Source organism: Streptomyces sp. UW30 (assembly GCF_008042075.1).
GTDB lineage: Bacteria > Actinomycetota > Actinomycetes > Streptomycetales > Streptomycetaceae > Streptomyces.
Genome location: NZ_RDBN01000053.1, coordinates 1,335,649 through 1,355,058 on the forward strand (window position 1 = coordinate 1,335,649; position 19,410 = coordinate 1,355,058).

Consider the following 19,410-nt stretch of genomic DNA (forward strand, 5'->3'; position numbering starts at 1 on the left):
TGGCCGACGTTTGATCACTCGGCATACCGTGCCGGGATGACGTCGACGACTTCCGCGCCGCGCCTCGAAAACATCACACCTGGAAATTTCGAGGCGGCGACCGGCATACGAGTACGCCCCGATCAGGAACACGCGGTCTCCCCCGTGATGCAGTCCCTCGCCGAGGCATACGTGCATCCACCGGGCGTCGCCTGGCCCCGCCTGATCGTCGACGGCGAGCGCCCGGTCGGCTTCCTGATGGCCTTCCTCGACATCGACTGGCGCGGCGACGGCAGCGTCCGCCGCTCCGGCCTGTGGCGGCTGAACATCGCCGCCGGGGAGCAGGGCCGGGGATACGGCCGCTTCGCGGTCGAGTCCGTGGCCAGCGAGCTGCGCCGCCGGGGCGTGAGCGAGCTCTACGTCACCTGGCACCCCGGCCCCGACGGCCCGGAGGGCTTCTACACCGGCCTGGGTTTTCGCGTGACCGCGGAGACGTCCGGGGACCAGACGGTGGGCGTGCTGGAACTGTAGGCGGAGCGGGCGGCGGCACCCGCCCCGCCCCTCGGCCGTCCCGTTCCCGGCCGGCCGGCTCTAGACCGGCTCGATGTCCAGCCGGGCGACCCGGTCCGGGTCGGCCACGATGTCGATCACGGCGATCCGATCCCGTACGAACGCAAACCTCAACGCCCGTTCCACCCGCCCGCCGACCAGCACCACGGACCCGGCCGCGCCGTCGACCAGCGCGTGCCTGGACACCACGGCGGGCCGGGCGGCCAGGGCGGCGGACCCGAACGTCGACGCGCCCCGCGCCACCGCCGCGGCGCCGGTCGTCACCCCGGCCTCGGTGCGCACGATGACATCCGGGTCGAGGACGTCGAGCAGCCCCTCGAAGTCACCGTCGCGCGCGGCGGCGAGGAAGGCGCCGACGACCTCCCGCTGCCGACGCTGAAGGGCCCGGTCGTTCTCGGGCACCTCGGCGCCCTGCACCCGGCGCCGGGCCCGGCTGGCGAGCTGCCGCGCGGCGGCCGGCGTACGGTCCACGACGGCGCCGACCTCCTCGAACGGCACCCCGAACAGGTCGTGCAGCACGAACGCGAGGCGCTCGGCCGGCGTCAGGGTGTCCAGTACGACGAGCAGGGCGACGCCCACCGAGTCCGCGAGGAGCGCGTCCTGCTCGGGGTCGACGGGGAGCGGGGCGAAGGCGGCGGAGCCGGTGGCCGAGGCGGCGGCAGGGGGTGCCGTGAAGTCCAGGGGCTCCTCCGCGCGGGACTTGCGGGAGCGAAGCATGTCCAGGCAGACCCGGCCGACGACGGTGGTCAGCCAGCCGCCGAGGTTGTCGACCCGGCTGGTGTCGGAACGGCTCACCCGGAACCACGCCTCCTGCACCGCGTCCTCGGCCTCGGCGGTCGACCCGAGCATGCGGTGGGCGACGGCACGCAGATGGCCGCGGTGCGCCTCGAAGCGCCGGGCGAGGAAGTCGGTGTCGTCAGTGTCGTCGGTGCCGTGGTTGCCATCGGCGCTCATCTGTCGCAGCCTCTCGTCGCGGTCCGTCCGTCGTCACCTGCCTGACGGATCGCGCGGCGAGAATGTGACCGCCGGCCCAGGGACCTACCCCCAGTCCCGCCCGGAGCGCCCCCGCTTGGTGTCGGAGCGCTGCTTCTTCTCCCTCAGCCGCCGCTCGTTGATGCCGCGGGGAATGCGGGTCGGCCTGCGCGGCTTGGGCGGCGGGGCCGTCGCCTCGGCGAGGAGCGCGGCGAGGCGTACGGCGGCGGTCTCGCGGTTGCGCCACTGGGAGCGGTGTTCGGAGGAGCGCACGGTGACGACGCCGTCGACGAGCTTTCCGGCCAGCCGCTCCAGCGCCCGCCGCTTCCACACCTCGGGCAGCGCCTCGGTGCTCGCGAGGTCGAAGCTCAGCTCCACCCTTGAGTCACTGGTGTTGACATGCTGGCCGCCCGGACCGCCCGACCTGGAGAAACGCCAGATGAGCTCGGCCTCGGGGAGCGAGACGGAGCCACGGATGACGTGAGGACCAGACATGCCGTACATGGTCCCGCGTCTGTCCGGTCCACGTCACCCCAATATCGCCGACGGAGTTCTCATGTCTCCCCTACGGGTGCTCTTTGGCAAAGAAAGTAAAGACACTTGGAACTTGAGGTACCCCTCTCTGCGTTCATAGGGGTAGCTGTAGCTTCTAGCCGTACCGCAACGAGGGAAGGGACTCCCAACAATGGCTGTAAGCCTGTCCAAGGGTGGCAACGTCTCGCTCACCAAGGAGGCTCCGGGCCTGACCGCCGTCACCGTGGGCCTCGGCTGGGACGTCCGCACCACCACCGGCACGGACTTCGACCTCGACGCCTCGGCGATCGCGGTCAACCCCACGGGCAAGGTCTACTCGGACGGACACTTCGTCTTCTTCAACAACAAGCAGACCCCGGACAGCACCATCGTCCACACCGGTGACAACCGCACCGGCGAGGGCGCGGGCGACGACGAGGCGATCAACGTCAACCTCGCCGGCCTCCCGGCCGACGTCGAGAAGATCGTCTTCCCGGTCTCGATCTACGACGCGGAGAACCGCTCGCAGAACTTCGGCCAGGTCCGCAACGCCTACATCCGCATCATCAACCAGGCCGGCGGCGCCGAGATCGCCCGCTACGACCTCTCCGAGGACGCGGCCACCGAGACCGCCATGGTCTTCGGCGAGCTCTACCGCAACGGCGCCGAGTGGAAGTTCCGCGCCGTGGGCCAGGGCTACGCCTCGGGCCTGGTGGGCATCGCGCAGGACTTCGGCGTGAACGTCTGACGGACGCCGCGCTGTACCGGAACCCCTGGCTTCGGCCGGGGGTTCCGGCGTTCGGGGGTGCGTCAGGCGGCCACAGGCCTCCCCCACCCCCTTCGATAGGTTGCCCGAATGATCCTCGACCCGCTCCCTCTCACCCCGGACCACGACATCCCGTCCCCGGTCCTCACCGAGCTCACCGCCCTGTACGCCTCCAACCGCGACTTCCTCGCACTCACCGGCGAGTTCCCGGACCCCGAGGACATCCGCCCGGAGCAGGTGGCCGCCGCCCTGGCCGACGAGTTGCTGATGCCCGGGGCGCAGGTGCTGCTCGCCCGCAGCGAGGGCCGCCTGGTCGGGATCGCGATCACGCTGGCCGACCATCCGGACCCGGTCGACCCGGATCCGTGGATCGGGCTGCTGATGGTGGACGCGGTGGCCCAGGGCCAGGGATACGGCAAGCGACTGGCCACCCTCATCGAGGACCGCTTCCGCGCGCAGGACCGCACCGCCGTGCGCCTGGCCGTCCTCGACAACAACCCCAAGGCCCTCGCCTTCTGGACGACCCTCGGCTACGAAACCATCGCCTACGGCCGAGACCGCGAACGCGACCGCCCCTGCACGGTCCTCCAGAAGCAGCTGACAGCCCCCTCCCCGGGCGCCGACGGGGCCTGAACGACGTGGACTGGACGACCCTGGCGGGCACCGCCCTGGGCGCGCTCGTCGGCGTCGGCTCGACCCTGCTCGCCGACCGGGCCCGCTGGCGCCGCGACCTGGCCGACCGGACCCGGCAGGAACGCCGGCAGATCTATGTGACCGTCCTGACCAAGTACCGGCTGGCCTACGAGGCCATGCACGCGGCGGCCGTCGCCGCCGGCCGCGGGGCGGACGGGACAAGGGAGACGGCCGTACAGGAGGCGTTCCGGGCGTCGGGCTGCGACGAGGCCCGGGAGACCGCGCTGATCTGCGCTCCGCAGGAAATGTCAGACGTCCTGGAGGACGTCTACTCGACCCTGCGGGACCTGCTGGAGGTGTTCGCCGCCGGTGATCCACCGCTCGGCTCACCGGAGTTGCAGGAGCGGCGGCTCAGGCACGCCGAGGCAGTCTGGGCGGCGCGGGCGGAGATGCGGCGGGACCTGGAGCGGGCGGGCTGACGGCAGGGCCCGCCGCTACGGGCGTTCGGGGCGTCCGTCCCCGTACAGCCAGTCCTTCCAGAGGGCGGTGAAGTCCTCGTCCGGCGCCATCTTCTCCACGTACGTCGTGAAGTCGGCGGTGTCCGCGTTGCCGTGGCGGTGCTCGTCGGCCCAGCCCTGGACGATGTCGTAGAAGGTGTCGTCGCCCACCGTCCGGCGGATCTTGTGGAGGACCATCGCGCCGCGTTCGTAGACGGGCGAGTCGGAGATGTGCGCGGCGCTCGTGGGCTTGGCGGGCGGGAAGTCCCAGAGTTCCTCGTGGTCGTCCTCGCCGTGGTCGTACAGGGCGTCGAAGGTCTCCTGGGCGCTGTCGCCGCCGTTGTCCTCCTCCCACAGCCACTCGGCGTAGGTCGCGAAGCCCTCGTTCAGCCACATGTCCCGCCAGCTCTTCGGCGTCACGGAGTTGCCGAACCACTGGTGGGCGAGCTCGTGGACGAGGAGTTCGGTGCTGGGGGCGCCCGGGAAGACGGGACGGTTCTGGGTCTCCAGGGCGTAGGCGGCGTCCTCCTTGCCGGAGACGATCGCGCCGGTGGAGGAGAAGGGGTACGGACCGAAGTTGTACTCCGCCCACTCCATGATCTCGGGAAGCCGGGCGAGCACCTTGCGGCCGGGGCCGGCCTGCGAGGGGGTCAGGGCGGTGTAGACGGGCAGCTCGTCCTCGGTCGTGGTGACCGTGGAGCGGGCGATGTCGTAGTCGCCGATGGCGAGGGCCGTGACATGGCTGGCCATGGGTTCCGCCGTACGCCAGTGGAACGTCGTACGGCCCTCTCGCGTGCTCCGCTCGGCCAACTCCCCGTTGGAGACGGCCTCCAGCCCCTCCGGCACGGTCACCGAGATGTCGTACGACGCCTTGTCCGACGGGTGGTGGTTGCCGGGGAACCACGCCATGGACCCCGTGGGCTCCCCCAGGGCGAGCGCGCCCGCGTCGGTGGGCAGCCAGCCCTCCTCGGAGCCGTCGGGGTCGGTGATGGTCTGCGGGGTCCCGGAGTAGCGGACGGTGATCCGGAAGGTCTCGCCCTCGTCGAGGTCGTCGTGCGGCCGGACGACCAGTTCCTGACCGTTACGGCTCCAGCGGGCCCGCTTGCCCTCCACCGACACCCGCTCGACGTCCAGCCCCTTCAGGTCGAGGTCGAAGGCGGAGAGGTCCTTGCCGGCGCGTGCGGTGATCTCGGCGGTGCCGGTGAGGTGGCGGTCGTCGGGGTCGTAGTCGAGGTCGAGGGCGTAGTGGGTGACGTCGTAGCCGCCGTTGCCGGCCTTGGGGAAGTACGGGTCGCGCACGCCGGAACTGCCGGGGGTGCCGTGCACTCCGCCGCACGCCGTGAGGGCGAGGGCGAGGGCGCCACAGGCGCCGGCCCGCAGGATCCGTGCGGCCGAGGGGACCCGTGCGGTCGGACGGGCCTGGACAACAAGTACGGAACGGGACACGTCAGTGATCCTATGAGCGCGGCCGTGACACCATCACCTCCGTGCTCGACATCGGCTACGCCCTCTCCACCCGCTTCCCCGACCCCCCGCAGACGGACTACCGCCGCGCGGACGTCCACGCCCTGCGCCACGACCTGTTCTGCGGGGACGTCTACCTGGCCGACACCAAGGAGGACCGGGAGGTGTCCACAGCCTGGGGATGGGTGCCGGTGCTCGACTTCGCCTGGGCCCTGTGCGACATCGCCGAGCGGCTGGACCGGGATCCGGCCGGGTCCCGCGCCTCCCGGCCCCAGCACGCGGAACTCGACTTCACCGAGTCGACCGACCGCATGCTCTTCGAGCGCCGCTTCGGCTGGGTGGACATCGAGGCGGACTGGATGCCGGCCGAGGAACCCCCGCTGACCTTCTCCCACAGCGAACTGCGCCGCGAGGCCCGCGACTTCCTGCACGACCTGCTCGCCGACCTGATCGACCTGCACGACGACCTGGGCGAGAACCCAGCAATCTGGACACTCCAGGCCCGCTATCCCCGGGTGACGTGAACCCACCCGGGGCGACGCCAGGGCTCGGAGCGGCCCGGCCGGTGACCGGACACGATGTCTCAGCCGGTGCTCATCGGGCCCAGCCGGGACGCCGTCGCCGCTGATCGGGCCCAGCGGGGACGCCTTCGCCGCGTCGGCTGCCGGACGGTCGCGCCGGCAGGTGCCGGGGCGGGGCGACGGCCCCGGTACGGGCCGTACGGCGGGGGATCCTCCAGTACGCCGAGCTCGGCCCGGGCGCGGCGGCCGTCGGCACCGGCCCCTGTTCGCGCACGCCGGCGCCGGACCCGTTGACTCGAACGCCCGCCCCTCTACGGTCCGTTCACCGCATTGACCGACCGCGCCCTGCCCCTAACGACACCCCACCAACACCCCACCGAACGGTCGTCAGCCCTCCACTCGAATCCCCAGCTGCGCCGCCAACACCGGTGCCAGATCCAGCAGTTGACCCGGACTGATCACCGCTCCGGCCAGCCGGTCCACGCCCCGTGCGATCTCCAGCTCCGCCGCCCCGCGCAGATCCACGTCCGTCAGGGTCGCCCCGGTGAGGTCCACCCCCTTCACCGCGCAGTCCACGAACTCCACCCGCTCCAGCCGGGCGCCCCCGAAGTCCGGCTCGACCAGGACGCAGCCCTCGAAGACGACGTCTCTGAGCCTGGCCTTGCGCAGGTTCAGATAGTCGATCTTGCCGCCGCGGATCACGACCCGCTCCAGCACGGCGCCGTGCAGCTGCACCCCGCCCAGCCGGGCGTCGACCAGCTCGACATCGCGCAGGCTCGCCTCGGCGAGGTCGGTGCCGACACCCCGTGGCGCGGTGAGGACCGAGTCGAGGATCCGGGCGTGATGAAGCCGCGTCTCGTCCAGGACGCAGCCCTTCAGCGCGCAGTCCATGAAGCGGGCGCCCGCGCCGTCGTGCCCGGTGAGGTCCTCCTCCCGGAACTCCAGGCCGTCGTAGTCCCCGTCCGGCTCCAACTCCCCGTCCCGGAACGGCTCCAGCGCCGGCAACCGCAGCTCGGGGCGCCGCGCCCCCTTCGCTCCACCCCTGCCGGGCCCGCCCGCGCCGCCGCCCGCACCCATCGCTCTCCTCGCCATGCCCCCATGCTGCACCCCGCCACTGACAATCACCCGGGCCCGCCCCCGACGCGCCCGTGACCAGCGCGAACACCGGCGATGTCACATTCCGGGGGCGCCCGGCCGTCGTACTCACAGAACAAGGCAAGACAGGCGACCCCGAGCAAGAGGGAGACCCCCAGCCATGCATCGCATCACCGTCATCGGCGGCGGCTTCGCCGGACTCACCGCAGCCATCACCGCCGCCGAGGCGGGCGCCAAGGTCACCATGTACGAAGCCCACCACACCCTCGGCGGACGGGCCCGGACCGCCGAGGGGCCGTACCGGACCAACGAGGGCCCGCACGCCCTGTACAGCGGCGGCCCGCACTGGGCCTGGCTCAAGCAGCGGGACCTCATCGGCCCGCTCGCGCCGATCCCACCGCTGGAGGCCGCCCGGCTGCGGCTGCGGCACCGTGGCGTCCTGCGCCGCACCCCGCCGTTCGCCATGCTCAAGCTGCTGCGGCCCGCCCTGCCGCAGGCACCCGTCGACATGGACTTCCTGACGTGGGCCACCGGCATCGCCGGCGAGGAGGGCGCCCGTGCGGCCGCGCACTACTCCGCCGTCGCCCTGTTCCACCACGACCCCGGCGCCCTGTCCGCCGCGTTCGTGCAGGAGCGGCTGCGCCGGGCCACCAAGCTGCCGCCCGAGGCCCACTATCCGAAGGGCGGATGGGCGAACCTCATCGACCGGATGGCGGCCCGGGCGTGGAACCTCGGGGTGCGGATGGAGACGCTCTCCCGCGTCGACACCCTGCCGGCCGACACGCCCGTCGTCGTCGCCACCTCCCTCGACGCCGCCCGCCGCCTCCTCGGGGACGACTCCCTGACCTGGACCAGCGGTCGTACGGCGCTCATCGACCTCGCCGTGCGCACCCGGCGCGGGGACGCCTTCGTCGTCTCCGACCTCGACGAGACCGGGTGGCTGGAGCGGTTCACCGCGCAGGACCGCTCCCTGGCCCCGGCGGGCGAACAGCTGATCCAGGGGCAGATCCCGCTCGCCCCGCACGAGTCGAGGGCCGCCGGCATCGCCCGCGCCGAGCGGCTCCTCGACCTCGGCTTCCCCGGCTGGCGCGAGCGTGTCACCTGGCGCAGGGGGGCCGTGGCGGGCGGCCGTACCGGGGCCGTCGACCTGCCCGGCACCAGCTGGCGCGACCGTCCGGCCGTCGACCGCGGCGACGGCGTCTATCTGGCGGGCGATCAGGTCGCCGCCCCCGGTGTCCTGTCCGAGGTCTCCTTCAACAGCGCGCTCACGGCCGTGTCCCTGGCCCTCGGCCGGCACGCCCTTGACCTCAAGCAAGCTTGAGGTTGGAGCATCGTTGAGCCGCCTCCGGTGACGCTACGGGCGGCCCGACAGAACCGAGTTCCACAAGATGGGGGACCCCGATGCACGCCATCCGCCTGCACACCTTCGGCCCGGCCGAGAACCTCACCTACGAGGAGGCCGACGCCCCCGAACCAGGACCCGGCCAGGTCCGCATCACCGTGGCGGCGGCCGGCGTCCACCTCCTCGACACGGCCTTGCGCGAAGGCGTCCAGGGCCCGGCGCCCGAGCCGCCCACGCTGCCCACGATCCCCGGCCGTGAGGTCGCCGGCGTCGTCGAGTCCCTCGGCGAGGGCGTCGCGCGGCTCTGGCTCGGCAAGCGCGTCGTCGCCCACCTCGGCTTCGCGCCGGGAGGCTACGCCGAGCTCGCCGTCACCGACGTCGACCGCGTCCACGAGATCCCGGCGGGCCTCGACTTCGCCGAGGCCGTCGCCATGATCGGCACGGGCCGTACGGCGATGGGGATCCTCCAGTTCGCCGAGCTCGGCCCGGACGCGGTGGCCGTGATCCCGGCGGCGGCCGGCGGCATCGGCACCCTCCTCGTGCAGTACGCCAGGAACGCCGGCGCGGTCGTCGTGGGTCTCGCGGGCGGGCCGGAGAAGGTCGCCCGCGTGCAGGCGAACGGCGCCGACCTCGCCGTCGACTACACCGACCCGGGGTGGCCCGGGAAGGTGCGCGCCTTCCTGGGCGGCCGGGGCGCCACCGTCGTCCTCGACGGGGTCGGCGGCGACGTGGCCCGCGAGTCCGTCGCCCTGCTCGGGCCCGGCGGCAGGCACCTCGTCTTCGGCTGGTCCGGCGCAGGGCTGCGCGACGGCGAGCCCTACCTCGTCGACGGCGTCTCCGAGAACGTCCTCGGCCCCGCGATGATGCGGAAGGCCGGCGGCCCCAACCCCGTACAGACCCTCGAACTGCGCGCCCTCGCCGAGGCCGCCGCGGGCCGTCTCACCCCGGCCGTGCAGCGCTTCCCGCTGGCCGAGGCGGCGGCCGCCCATCGCGCCCTCGAAACCCGCGCGACCACCGGAAAGGTGGTACTGGAGCCATGACCGGCCACAAGCGCCCGCCCCGTCCGAGCGGCCACCGCTCCCCAGATGCGACCCGTACCGAACCATGGTCTTCTGGCCAGGTGACCGTCACCCGAACGGGTGAATCCGCCCGGGATGCCGACCCCCGCCGCTGGTGGGGTCTGGTGATCATCGCGCTCGCGCAGCTCATGGTCGTCCTCGACGCGACCATCGTGAACATCGCCCTCCCCTCCGCGCAGGAGGACCTCGGCATCTCCGACGGCAACCGCCAATGGGTGATCACCGCCTACACCCTGGCCTTCGGCGGACTGCTGCTGCTCGGCGGCCGCATAGCCGACCTGGTGGGCCGCAAACGCACCTTCGTCATCGGCCTCGTCGGCTTCGCCGCCGCCTCCGCGCTGGGCGGCGCCGCCACCACGGCCGGCATGCTCTTCGGCGCCCGCGCGCTCCAGGGCGCCTTCGCCGCCGTACTGGCCCCGTCCGCCCTGTCGCTGCTGACGACGACGTTCACCGACCCCAAGGAGCGCGGCAAGGCCTTCGGCATCTACGGCGCCCTGGCCGGCAGCGGCAGCGCGATCGGGTTCATCGTCGGCGGTCTGCTCACCGAGTACCTGAACTGGCGCTGGTGCCTCTACGTCAACGTGCCCATCGCCGTGATCGCCGTCTTCGGAGCGCTCGCCCTGATCCACGACAGCCCCGGCCACCCGGGCGCCCGCCTCGACGTGCCCGGCGTGCTGCTCGGCTGCGGCGGACTGGTCGCCATCGTCTACGGGTTCGCCGAGGCGGAGCCACGCGGCTGGACCGACCCGATGGTGCTCGCCCTGTTCGTGCTCGGGGTCGTGCTCCTCGCGACCTTCGTCTGGTGGCAGACCAGGGCTCCGGTGCCGCTGCTGCCGCTGCACATCATCAAGGAACGCAACCGCGCCGGCTGCTTCCTCACGATGGCGTTCGCCGTGATCGGCATGTTCGGCCTGTTCCTGTTCATGACCTACTACCTCCAGGTCATCCTCGACTACTCGCCGGTGATGACCGGGCTGGCCTTCCTGCCACTCACCGCGGCGATCATCATCGGCTCGACCCAGATCGCCGCCCGTCTCCTGGACCATGTGGCGCCCCGCATGCTCATGGGCCCGGGCGCCCTGCTCGCGGCCATCGGCATGGTGCTGCTGACCCGGCTGACGGTGCACTCCTCGTACGCGACCGACATCCTGCCGGCCCTGATCCTCATGGGCCTCGGCATGGGCCTGATCTTCATGCCGGTGTTCGCCACGGCGACGGCGGGCGTGGCCCCGCAGGACTCCGGCGTGACGTCGGCGACCGTCAACACCTCGCAGCAGGTGGGCGGCTCGATCGGTACGGCCCTGCTCAACACGATCGCCACCACCAGCAGCGCCGCCTACATCACCGCCCATCTCACCGACCCGGCCCGGCGGGCCCTGGTCACCAGGGAGGGCATCGTGCACGGCTACACGGTCGCCATCTGGTGGGCCGCCGCCATCATGCTCCTGGCCGGCCTGGTCGCGACCCTGATGGTGACGGCGAAGGCCCCGCGGCACGGGGCACCCCAGGAGGCGCCGACACCGGAGCCGGTGACCTGAGCACGGCCCACCGGCGACCCCACGGACGGGGGGAGGGGCCCCTCGGACCGCGGAGCCCCTCCCCCACCCTCTGTGCCGTCAGTGACGCCCGGAGATCCGGTCGGCCAGCCGCGCCGCCCGCGACGACTCGGCGCTGGGCGTGGCGAGCTCCCGCCGGTCCGCCGCCCGGTACGCGGCGTACAGCCCGTGCACGCCGATCCAGCGCAGCGGCTCCGGCTCCCACTTGCGCACCTTGTGCCCGACCCACGGCAGTTCGGTCAGCTCGGTGCGCACGCCCTGCCCCGAGTCGATCTGCACCAGGTCCCGCAGGGTCCGCGCCGCGAGATTCGCGGTGGCGACGCCGGAACCGACGTAACCGCCCGCCCAGCCCAGCCCGCTCGTCCGGTCCAGCGTGACGGTCGCGCACCAGTCGCGCGGCACACCCAGCACCCCCGACCACGCGTGCTCGACGCGCACCCCGGCCAGCGACGGGAAGAAGCCGACCAGGATCTCCCGCAGCGCCTCGATGGTCTCCGGCTGCGTGCGCCCGTCGTTGTCCGTCCGCGACCCGAAGCGGTACGGCACCCCGCGCCCGCCCAGCGCGATCCGCCCGTCGGCCGTGCGCTGCGCGTACATGTAGGCGTGCGCCATGTCGCCCAGCGTCTCGCGCCCGTCCCAGCCGACCGACTCCCACTGCTCGTCGGTCAGCGGCTCGGTGGCGATCATCGAGGAGTTCATCGGCAGCCAGGTCCGGTGCTGGCCCTTGAGGTTCGCCGTGAAGCCCTCGGTGCAGCGCAGGACATAGGGGGCGCGGACGGTGCCGTACGGAGTGACCGCGTGCTTGGGCCGGATCTCCGTGACCGGCGTCAGCTCGTGGATGGTCACGCCGAGCGCCTCGACGGCCGCCGCGAGCCCCTTGACCAGCTTCACCGGGTGCACGCGCGCGCCGTGCGGCGTCCACGTGGAGCCGACCGCGTCGGCCACCCGGATCCGCTCGGCGGTCCGGCGGGCGTCGTACAGCTCCCGGTCCTTCTCGCCGTACGCCAGCTCCTGCGCGTGGAACTCCTTCAACCGCGCCAACTGGGCCGGTGTACGGGCGACTTCGAGCACCCCGCCCTTGTGGATGCCGGCGTCGATGCCCTCGTCCCGGGCGACCTGGATGACCTCGTCCACGGTGTCGTTCATGGCCCGCTGCAACCGTACGGCCGCCTCGTGGCCGTGCAGCTTCGCGTACCGGTCGCGGCCCGCGATGCCGTTGTACAGCCAGCCGCCGTTGCGTCCGGAGGCGCCGTATCCGCAGAACTTCTGTTCCAGGACGGTGATCCGCAGGAAGGGAACCGCCTTCTTCAAGTAATAGGCCGTCCACAGTCCCGTGTACCCACCACCCACGATCACCACGTCCGCGGCGGCGTCCCCGTCGAGCGGCTCCCGCGCCGCAGGGAGGCCGTCGTCCGCGTACCAGAAGGAGATCCCGCCGTTCACGGCGTCACTGACCGAGCTGCTCATGGCGAGGACGTTAATTCGCGCGAGCCGATTCCGGCACCCCGGTAGGGTCGCAAAGTGATCGACATTCCGGACGAGCTCATCGCCCAGCATGTGGAGTACGACGGGGAGGCGGGCCGCGCCTACGTCGCCACGCTGGTGCAGCGGGCCGAGCGCTTCCTGGAGCACTGGCGGCTGAGCCTCGACGGCCCGACGATGTACGGCCGCTGCGCGCTGGTCCTGCCCGTGCTGCGGGCCGACGGGACACGGGCCGTGCTCAAGCTCCAGGACGTCGACGAGGAGACCGTGGGCGAGCCGGTCGCGCTGCGGGCGTGGGGCGGCGACGGCGCGGTCCGGCTCCTTCAGACCGACGACGAGACCGGCACGCTCCTTCTGGAGCGGCTCGACCCGGACCGTCTCCTGGACGACCTGCCGGACTCCCGCGAGGCCACGCTGATCGTCGCCCGGCTGCTGGCCCACCTCACCACCACCCCGGCCCCGGCAGGCCTGCGCCGCCTCGGCGACATCGCCGCGGCCATGCTGGAGCGGACACCCGCGGCCCTGGAGCTCCTCCCGGACCCGGACACCCGCCGCCTGATCACCGACTGCGCGGCGGCGGTGCGCGAAGTCGCCGACGCGCCCGGCGACCGGCTGCTGCACTGGGACCTGCACTTCGAGAACGTCCTCGCCGCCGACCGGGCCCCCTGGCTCGCCATCGACCCCAAACCGCTCGCGGGCGACCCCGGGTTCGACCTCTTCCCGGCGCTGTGGAACCGCTTCGACGCGGACGAGGTGGTGTGGCGCTTCGACGCCATGACGGAGGTCCTCGGCCTCGACCGGGCCCGGGCGCGCGCCTGGACGCTGGGCCGGGTCCTGCAGAACTCCCTGTGGCAGATCGAGGAGGGCCACGCCCCGCTCGCCGCCCACCTGGAAATCGCGCGGCGTCTGAGGAGCCACTCCGGCTAGCCTCGCACCATGATCCGACCCGCCACGCCCGCCGACATCCCCGCTCTGCACGCCCTGATCCGAGAGCTCGCCGAGTACGAGAAGGCGCTGGAGGAGGCGAAGGCCACGCCGGAACAGCTCCATGAGGCCCTGTTCGGCGACCGCCCCGCCGCCTACGCCCACATCGCGGCCGACGACGCGACCGGCGAGACCGTCGGCTGCGCGCTCTGGTTCCTGAACTTCTCCACCTGGCGCGGAGTCCACGGCATCTACCTGGAGGACCTCTACGTCCGCCCCACCGCCCGCGGCGCCGGCCACGGCAAGGCCCTGCTCGCCGAGCTGGCCCGGCTGTGCGTGGAGCGCGGCTACCAGCGCCTGGAGTGGTCCGTACTGAACTGGAACACCCCCTCCATCGCCTTCTACGAGTCCCTCGGCGCGCTCCCCCAGGACGAGTGGACGGTGTACCGCCTGACCGACGAGCCGCTGGCGAAGCTGGGCTCCGACCCCGGGCGCACGACGGTGTGAACGTCCTGCGCATGACCCGCCATCTAATGGGCACGGCTTCCTGGCATGAGCCCCACGAATATGCGCCCACCCTCCAACACCCCCACATCCGAGGCCGAGTTCGTCCCCGGCCTCGAACTCTCCCGCCGCTTCTACACCGACGCCGTACGCCCGTTGCTGGAGGAGGCCGCCCCGGGCGTCCCCCACTCGGCGGCCCGCATCGGCAGCGGCTCCGAGGTCCTCGGCCACGACACCCCGCGCTCCGCCGACCATGAATGGGGCCCGCGCCTGCAGGTCTTCCTCCACCGCCACGACGTCCCCCGGCACGCGGCCCGCATCAGACACATGCTGTCCGAGCACCTCCCGAAGACCTTCCTGGGCCACCCCACGCACTTCGCCCGGACCGGCGAGAGCGGCGACATCCGCGTGATGCGCACGACCGACGGCCCCGTCCACCACCGCGTCGAGGTGACCGGCACGTCCACCTGGTTCACCGACGCCCTCGGCTTCGACCCGGCCCAGGGCCTCACCCCGGCCGACTGGCTGGCCACGCCCACCCAGCTGTTGGCCGAGGTCACCGCGGGCGCCGTCTTCCACGACGGACTGCACACCCTCACCCCGTTACGCCGCACGCTGCGCTGGTACCCCCACGACGTCTGGCTGTACGTGCTGGCCTGCCAGTGGCAGCGCATCGCGCAGGAGGAGGCCTTCGTGGGCCGCGCGGGCGAGGTCGGCGACGAACTGGGCTCCGCCGTCACCGCCGCCCGCCTGGTCCGCGACCTGATGCGGCTGTGCCTGCTGATGGACCGCCGCTACCCGCCGTACGGCAAGTGGCTCGGCAGCGCCTTCGCCCGCACCGCCGCCGGCCCCCGCCTCACCCCCGTCCTGACGGCCACGCTCGCCGCGACGGACTGGCACACCCGCGAACGCCATCTCGAGCACGCCTACGAGATCGTCGCGCACCAGCACAACGACCTGCGGCTGACCGACCGCGTCGCCCCCACCACCCGCCCGTACCACTCCCGCCCCTTCAAGGTCCTGCGCGCCGACCGCTTCACCACAGCCCTGCTCGCCCGCGTCAGCGACCCGACCCTGAAGGACCTGCCGCCGGTCGGGTCGGTGGACCAGTTCGTCGACAACACGGACGCACTGACCCGCCCGGCACTGGCCCGCGCCCTGAGCCACGACGCACGAAAGCCCTAGACCGCACGAAAGCCCTGAACGGCCCGCGCGGCAGGCGCCCCGGCCCCCGCGACCGCCTCCAGTTCCCGGACCACGGCGGCACCGATCAGCTCGGCGTCCCCCGCCCGCAGATGGCTGACGACGGTGAGGGTGTAGGCGTCGGCGGTGTGCACGAGACACAGGTTCGCCGTGCCCGGCGGGGAGAGCTGCGGAAGCGGGACGACGCGTGCGAGGGGGCGTCCGTGCAAGTGGCTGGGGATGTCACGCCACTTGAAGGCGGTGCACAGGCTGGTGGTCAGCTCGGGACGTGCCAGGCGCCTGGCCATCACCCCGGCCAGCCACGGCAGGGTGCGCGCGGCCGCCTGGAGCGCGGGAAGGATCGCACGGTGCGCCTCGCAGCGGTGCTCGAACGCCGCGACCTGGTCCTGGCAGGCCCGCAGCCGGGCCACCGGGGTGTCGAGGTCGACGGGCAGGGCGACGCGCAGCGCGGTGACGCCGTTGCCGAGCTGCGTTGCGTTGTGCCGGGTCCGCAGGTCGACCGGCACCGTGGCATAGAGCGGGGTCGGCCCCTTCGGCCAGGAACGCAAGGGCCCGTGGCAGGCGCGCAGGGCACCGGCGTACGTACTCAGCAGCAGCTCGTTGAGCGTCGCCCCGCGCCCGCCCGCCGGCTGGCGCCGGGCCGCCCGCATCACCTCCGGGTCGATCCGGACCACGGCCACCGACGGCCCCGGTCCGCCGCCGGACGACGCCGGGACGGGCTGACCGGGAACCCCGATGCGCCGCAACTCCGCGCCCACGCTGGCGAGCCGGACGGACGGCCGCTGTCGCGTCCCCTCGGCAGGCACGGGCAGTCGCGGCGGCGCGGCGTCGTCCATCAGCATCCGGAAGAGGGTCTCCAGGGACCTGCCGTCCAGCAGCGCGTGATGGGCGAGCAGCACCACGGCGTGCTCGCCGGCAGGAGTGGGCCGCCGCGTCACCAGCAGCTTCCACGGGGGCCGTTCGCCCGGCAGCGGGTGCGTGACACCGTCGGCCAGCAGCAGGTCCACGTCCTGGTCGGTGACGGCGATGTGCGCGGCGGGATCGAACGGCCGGGTGGCCGACCACCGGTGGCCGGAGACGGCCGACGGCCCGGCGGGGGGCACCGGGACCAGACTCATCCGCTCCAGCCCGCCCCATCGGTCACGCACCCGGGTCCGTACCCACGCCGGATCGAACGGTTCTCCGGGAAACACCGCGGCGATACCGATGGTCCCCGGCATCCCGTTGCGCAGATGCCCTTCCTCGATGGCCGTCAGCCTCATCTTCCACAGCCTCCCGTTCCCAAGTCCCCCCAAGGTCCCCGCCCTCGCCGCTCAGACGTGGGGTGAGTCGAAGACGACACAGGCGTTGTGGCCGCCGAAGGCGAAGCTGTTGCTGAGCACAGGCCCGTCCGGGATCTTGCGCGGTTCGCCGGTGACGACGTCCAGCTCGCACCGGGGGTCCAGCTGCGTGAGATGGGCGGTCGGCGGCGCGAAACCCTCCCGCACCGACATCACCGTGATCACCGCCTCCAGCGCCCCCGCCAGCCCGAGCCCGTGCCCGGTCACCGCCTTCGGGGCGGTCACGGGTACCGCACGGGACCCGAACACGGCCGTGATGGCCCGCGCCTCGGCGAGGTCGTTCAGCTCGGTGCCGGTGCCGTGCGCGTTGATGTGGCTGACGGCGTCGGCGGTCGCCCGGGCGTCGGCGAGCGCCTGCCGCATGCACGCGGCGGCCCCCGCCCCGTCGGGATGCGGTGCGGTGAGGTGGTGGGCGTCGGAGGTGCGCCCGTACCCGGTGAGCGTGGCGTGCACACGGGCGCCCCGCGCACGGGCGAGGTCCAGCCGCTCCAGCACCAGGAAGGCCGCCCCTTCGGCGAGGACGAAGCCCTGCCGCCCGGCGTCGAACGGCCGTGACGCGGCAACGGGATCCGCGCACTCGGTGACCATCGCACCGGCCCGCCCGAAGGCCAGTGCGGTGGTGGGGGTCAGGGGGCTGTCGTGCCCGCCCGCCACCACGACGTCCGCGCACCCGGCCCGGATCATCTGCATGGCCTCACCCACGGCGTGCGTTCCGGAGGCACAGGCGGTGGAGATCGTCAGACTGGGCCCGGTCACACCGAGCCGGGCGCTGATCCAGTACGCCCCCGCGTTGTTCATCAGCCGGGGCGCGTAGAGCACGTCGGGATGCCCGATGCCGGCCTCCTGGCTGATCACCCCGCCGTAGCCGGTACCGGTGACCACCGCCCGCCGCGCGGAAGGGACATGCAGCCCCCCGGCGTCCTCGACGGCGTCCGCGGCCGCGCACACGGCCAGCTGCACCGACCGGTCCGCCCGCCGCGTCTCCTTGACCGTCAGATACCCGGCTGGGTCGAAGCCGGTCATCGGAGCGGCGGGATGTACGACGGTGCCCTCGTCGTCGAAGGCGTGCAGCGAGATCGCCGAACGGCAGCGGACGAGGCTCTCCCACAGCGCCTCCGGCGTCGCCCCGGCGCCACAGCGGACGCCCAGACCCGTGACGGCGACGGCGTGCCGGCCAGTCATCGGGCCAGGGTGCTGTGGGCGTCAGGGGTGCCGGTGCGCAGCTGCACGATGAGCTCGGCGACGTCACCCACGGTGGCCACGGCGGACTTGTCGGTCCCCCGCAGGGACACCCCGAACAACTCCTCGGACGCCGCCTCCAGTTCGGTGATGTCCAGGCTGTCGGCTCCCAGGTCGGCGACCAGCCGGGCCTGCGGCACGACTGCCTCCTGCGGCACCGACATCACCCGCGCGCACAGCGGGCGCAGCGCTTCCCATACGTCACCTGTGTCCCGGCATTCGGCTTCCATGCAACTGCCTCCATCTCCTGGTGCCGTCAGAGCACTGACGGCGTCGCCGTCCGAGCCCATGTCTCGAACTCCGTGACGACCGCGTCGGCGAGCCGACTCGCATCGTCCGGGCCCGCGTTGCCCACCGCCGTGAGCGTGAACGCGTCCCCTGCCTGTGCCAGGGCGAAGCTGACGGTGCCCGGGTGCTGCAAGGGCGGCAGCCCGACCGTGCGCACGAGCCGGCGGCCCTGGAAGGTGCTCGGCCCGCCGGGCCACTTCATGGCCGTGGTCGCGGTCGCCGCGAAACAGGAGTGGCGGCCCCGGCGGTTGAGCAGCCTGGTCACCCAGGGGCCGGCGCGCCGCGCCGCCTCCGCCGCCGGGAACAGCACGGTGGCGTGCACGGCGGCCCGGTCGGGGACGCCGGCCAGCGCGTTCTGACACGCCCGCAGCCGCGCCACGGGCCCGTCCACGTCGACGGGCAACGCAACGCGGACCACGGTGAGGCTGTTGCCGAGTTCGCCCGTGTTCCCCCGGCCGCGCAGATCGCACGGCACGGCCGTGTACACGGGCTCGTCCCGCTCCCGCCACCGCGGCACCGGTCCGTACCGGGCCCGCACTGCCCCGGCCACCGCGGCCACCAGCAGCTCGTTCAGCGTCGCGCCGCGCCCGTCGGCGGGCTGCCGGCGCGCGGATCGCACCGTGTGCGCGGGCAGTTCGCTCACCGCGACGGAGGTGTACGTCTGCCCCGGCGCCCGCGTCGGAAGGGCCTGCCCCGCGGCCGACATCGCCCTGAGCTCCCGGCCGGCCGCGCGCAGCCCGCTGCGCGGCAACGGCACCGCCCGTTCCGGCCCCCTCGCCGGCCCCGGGTCGTCCATCAGGGCCCGCATCAGCGTCGCCAGCGACCGCCCGTCCAGCAGCGCGTGCTGGGCCACCAGCGCCAGGGCGAAGTCACCGCCGTGCGTCGCGTCCGGGATCACGAACAGCCGCCAGGGCGGCGCCCCGTCGGCGAGCGGCCGGTCCACACTCCGCGCCCACAGCTCGTCCAGCGTGGCCCGAGCCACGGCGACCTGCGCGACGGGATCGAACGGCCCCGGCACGACCCACCGCGCACACCCGCCCCGCCCGCACGACCTGTCGAGCACACAGCTCATCCGCTCCAGGCCCGCCCACCGCTCGACGACCCGGGCCCGCACCCGCTCCACATCGGGCCGCTCGCCGGAGAGGACCGCCGCCAGGCCGATGACTCCCGGACAACCGTTGAACAGCAGCATCTCGTCGGCACAGGACAGTCTCATGCGACAGGTCGCCCTTTCACTCGGCGTGCACGGCGCGGCCCGACCCTCGCCAGATCTCTGCCGTGTCTACGGCTCGCAAGTCCAACGCCCGCCCCGTGACGGAGCGGGCGTTGAACCGGACGCTTCGTACGGTTACTTGAGCGCCGAGCTGTTGCAGCCCATGTCCGAGCCGAGGTGGCTGGGCTGCGCGGCCGGGGAGCCCTCGCCGTTGAGCGCGTTGGCCAGCA

20 protein-coding genes are annotated in these 19,410 nt (G+C 72.9%); 11 read left to right on the plus strand and 9 right to left on the minus strand.

Going from position 1 to position 19,410, the window contains the following annotated elements; translation table 11 throughout:
• Positions 1 to 36: 36 nt before the first annotated feature.
• Positions 37 to 510 carry a GNAT family N-acetyltransferase gene (locus EAO75_RS40395; RefSeq protein WP_148000020.1) on the plus strand — a complete coding sequence of 158 codons (474 nt, stop codon included), beginning with the start codon at positions 37 to 39 and terminating at the stop codon, positions 508 to 510.
• A gap of 60 nt (positions 511 to 570) precedes the next feature.
• Here EAO75_RS40395 and EAO75_RS40400 read toward each other — a convergent pair whose 3' ends face one another.
• Both EAO75_RS40400 and arfB read right to left on the minus strand, forming a co-directional pair.
• Complete coding sequence (locus EAO75_RS40400; RefSeq protein ID WP_148000021.1) at positions 571 to 1,503, minus strand: sigma-70 family RNA polymerase sigma factor; 933 nt, start codon at positions 1,501 to 1,503, stop codon at positions 571 to 573.
• A gap of 84 nt (positions 1,504 to 1,587) precedes the next feature.
• A complete protein-coding gene (gene arfB, locus EAO75_RS40405; RefSeq protein ID WP_148000022.1) occupies positions 1,588 to 2,025 on the minus strand; it encodes an alternative ribosome rescue aminoacyl-tRNA hydrolase ArfB in 438 nt (145 codons plus the stop codon).
• 181 nt (positions 2,026 to 2,206) lie between these two features.
• Here arfB and EAO75_RS40410 point away from each other — a divergent pair, with 181 nt between their 5' ends.
• From EAO75_RS40410 to EAO75_RS40420, 3 genes are all read left to right on the plus strand, one after another.
• Entirely contained in the window at positions 2,207 to 2,782 is a 576-nt protein-coding gene (locus tag EAO75_RS40410; RefSeq protein WP_148000023.1) for a TerD family protein, read from the plus strand.
• A gap of 108 nt (positions 2,783 to 2,890) precedes the next feature.
• Positions 2,891 to 3,433, plus strand: coding sequence for a GNAT family N-acetyltransferase (locus EAO75_RS40415; RefSeq protein ID WP_148000024.1), 543 nt, complete (start codon positions 2,891 to 2,893; stop codon positions 3,431 to 3,433).
• A 5-nt stretch (positions 3,434 to 3,438) separates the two neighbouring features.
• A complete protein-coding gene (locus tag EAO75_RS40420) occupies positions 3,439 to 3,912 on the plus strand; it encodes a hypothetical protein (protein ID WP_148000025.1) in 474 nt (157 codons plus the stop codon).
• 15 nt (positions 3,913 to 3,927) lie between these two features.
• Here EAO75_RS40420 and EAO75_RS40425 read toward each other — a convergent pair whose 3' ends face one another.
• Positions 3,928 to 5,376, minus strand: a complete 1,449-nt coding sequence (locus EAO75_RS40425; protein WP_148000026.1) for a M1 family metallopeptidase — start codon at positions 5,374 to 5,376, stop codon at positions 3,928 to 3,930.
• A gap of 41 nt (positions 5,377 to 5,417) precedes the next feature.
• On the opposite strand from EAO75_RS40425, the gene EAO75_RS40430 reads away from it, so the two are divergent.
• Positions 5,418 to 5,918, plus strand: a complete 501-nt coding sequence (locus EAO75_RS40430; protein ID WP_148000027.1) for a hypothetical protein — start codon at positions 5,418 to 5,420, stop codon at positions 5,916 to 5,918.
• A 384-nt stretch (positions 5,919 to 6,302) separates the two neighbouring features.
• Here EAO75_RS40430 and EAO75_RS40435 read toward each other — a convergent pair whose 3' ends face one another.
• A complete protein-coding gene (locus tag EAO75_RS40435) occupies positions 6,303 to 7,007 on the minus strand; it encodes a pentapeptide repeat-containing protein (RefSeq protein ID WP_148000028.1) in 705 nt (234 codons plus the stop codon).
• Between the two features lie 163 nt (positions 7,008 to 7,170).
• Here EAO75_RS40435 and EAO75_RS40440 point away from each other — a divergent pair, with 163 nt between their 5' ends.
• From EAO75_RS40440 to EAO75_RS40450, 3 genes are all read left to right on the plus strand, one after another.
• Complete coding sequence (locus tag EAO75_RS40440) at positions 7,171 to 8,331, plus strand: FAD-dependent oxidoreductase (protein ID WP_148000029.1); 1,161 nt, start codon at positions 7,171 to 7,173, stop codon at positions 8,329 to 8,331.
• An 80-nt stretch (positions 8,332 to 8,411) separates the two neighbouring features.
• Entirely contained in the window at positions 8,412 to 9,392 is a 981-nt protein-coding gene (locus tag EAO75_RS40445) for a zinc-binding dehydrogenase (protein ID WP_148000030.1), read from the plus strand.
• Positions 9,393 to 9,535: 143 nt separating this feature from the next.
• Positions 9,536 to 10,969, plus strand: a complete 1,434-nt coding sequence (locus EAO75_RS40450) for an MFS transporter (protein ID WP_410092854.1) — start codon at positions 9,536 to 9,538, stop codon at positions 10,967 to 10,969.
• A gap of 78 nt (positions 10,970 to 11,047) precedes the next feature.
• Here EAO75_RS40450 and EAO75_RS40455 read toward each other — a convergent pair whose 3' ends face one another.
• On the minus strand, positions 11,048 to 12,454 hold the full coding sequence (locus EAO75_RS40455) for an NAD(P)/FAD-dependent oxidoreductase (protein WP_187284771.1): 1,407 nt from the start codon (positions 12,452 to 12,454) through the stop codon (positions 11,048 to 11,050).
• Between the two features lie 54 nt (positions 12,455 to 12,508).
• Between EAO75_RS40455 and EAO75_RS40460 the strand changes: the two genes are divergently transcribed.
• The 3 genes from EAO75_RS40460 to EAO75_RS40470 are packed head-to-tail and all read left to right on the plus strand — an operon-like array spanning position 12,509 to position 15,082.
• On the plus strand, positions 12,509 to 13,396 hold the full coding sequence (locus tag EAO75_RS40460; RefSeq protein ID WP_148000032.1) for an aminoglycoside phosphotransferase family protein: 888 nt from the start codon (positions 12,509 to 12,511) through the stop codon (positions 13,394 to 13,396).
• A 9-nt stretch (positions 13,397 to 13,405) separates the two neighbouring features.
• Positions 13,406 to 13,900: a GNAT family N-acetyltransferase gene (locus EAO75_RS40465; RefSeq protein WP_148000033.1), complete on the plus strand. Its 495-nt coding sequence runs from the start codon at positions 13,406 to 13,408 to the stop codon at positions 13,898 to 13,900.
• A gap of 45 nt (positions 13,901 to 13,945) precedes the next feature.
• The gene (locus EAO75_RS40470) at positions 13,946 to 15,082 is read left to right on the plus strand and encodes a DUF4037 domain-containing protein (protein ID WP_261989615.1); all 1,137 of its coding nucleotides are present in this window, start codon (positions 13,946 to 13,948) and stop codon (positions 15,080 to 15,082) included.
• Here the strand turns inward: EAO75_RS40470 and EAO75_RS40475 are convergent.
• The 4 genes from EAO75_RS40475 to EAO75_RS40490 are packed head-to-tail and all read right to left on the minus strand — an operon-like array spanning position 15,079 to position 19,183.
• Entirely contained in the window at positions 15,079 to 16,362 is a 1,284-nt protein-coding gene (locus EAO75_RS40475; RefSeq protein WP_148000034.1) for a wax ester/triacylglycerol synthase domain-containing protein, read from the minus strand. The two genes, EAO75_RS40470 and EAO75_RS40475, sit on opposite strands and share 4 nt — an antisense overlap.
• Positions 16,363 to 16,413: 51 nt before the next feature.
• Positions 16,414 to 17,622 carry a beta-ketoacyl-[acyl-carrier-protein] synthase family protein gene (locus EAO75_RS40480; protein WP_148000035.1) on the minus strand — a complete coding sequence of 403 codons (1,209 nt, stop codon included), beginning with the start codon at positions 17,620 to 17,622 and terminating at the stop codon, positions 16,414 to 16,416.
• A complete protein-coding gene (locus tag EAO75_RS40485; RefSeq protein WP_148000036.1) occupies positions 17,619 to 17,909 on the minus strand; it encodes a phosphopantetheine-binding protein in 291 nt (96 codons plus the stop codon). The genes EAO75_RS40480 and EAO75_RS40485 overlap by 4 nt, the downstream gene beginning before the upstream one ends.
• Before the next feature lie 26 nt (positions 17,910 to 17,935).
• Positions 17,936 to 19,183 (minus strand): wax ester/triacylglycerol synthase domain-containing protein, encoded by a 1,248-nt coding sequence (locus EAO75_RS40490; RefSeq protein WP_148000037.1) that lies wholly within the window; start codon positions 19,181 to 19,183, stop codon positions 17,936 to 17,938.
• Positions 19,184 to 19,410: the final 227 nt, after the last annotated feature.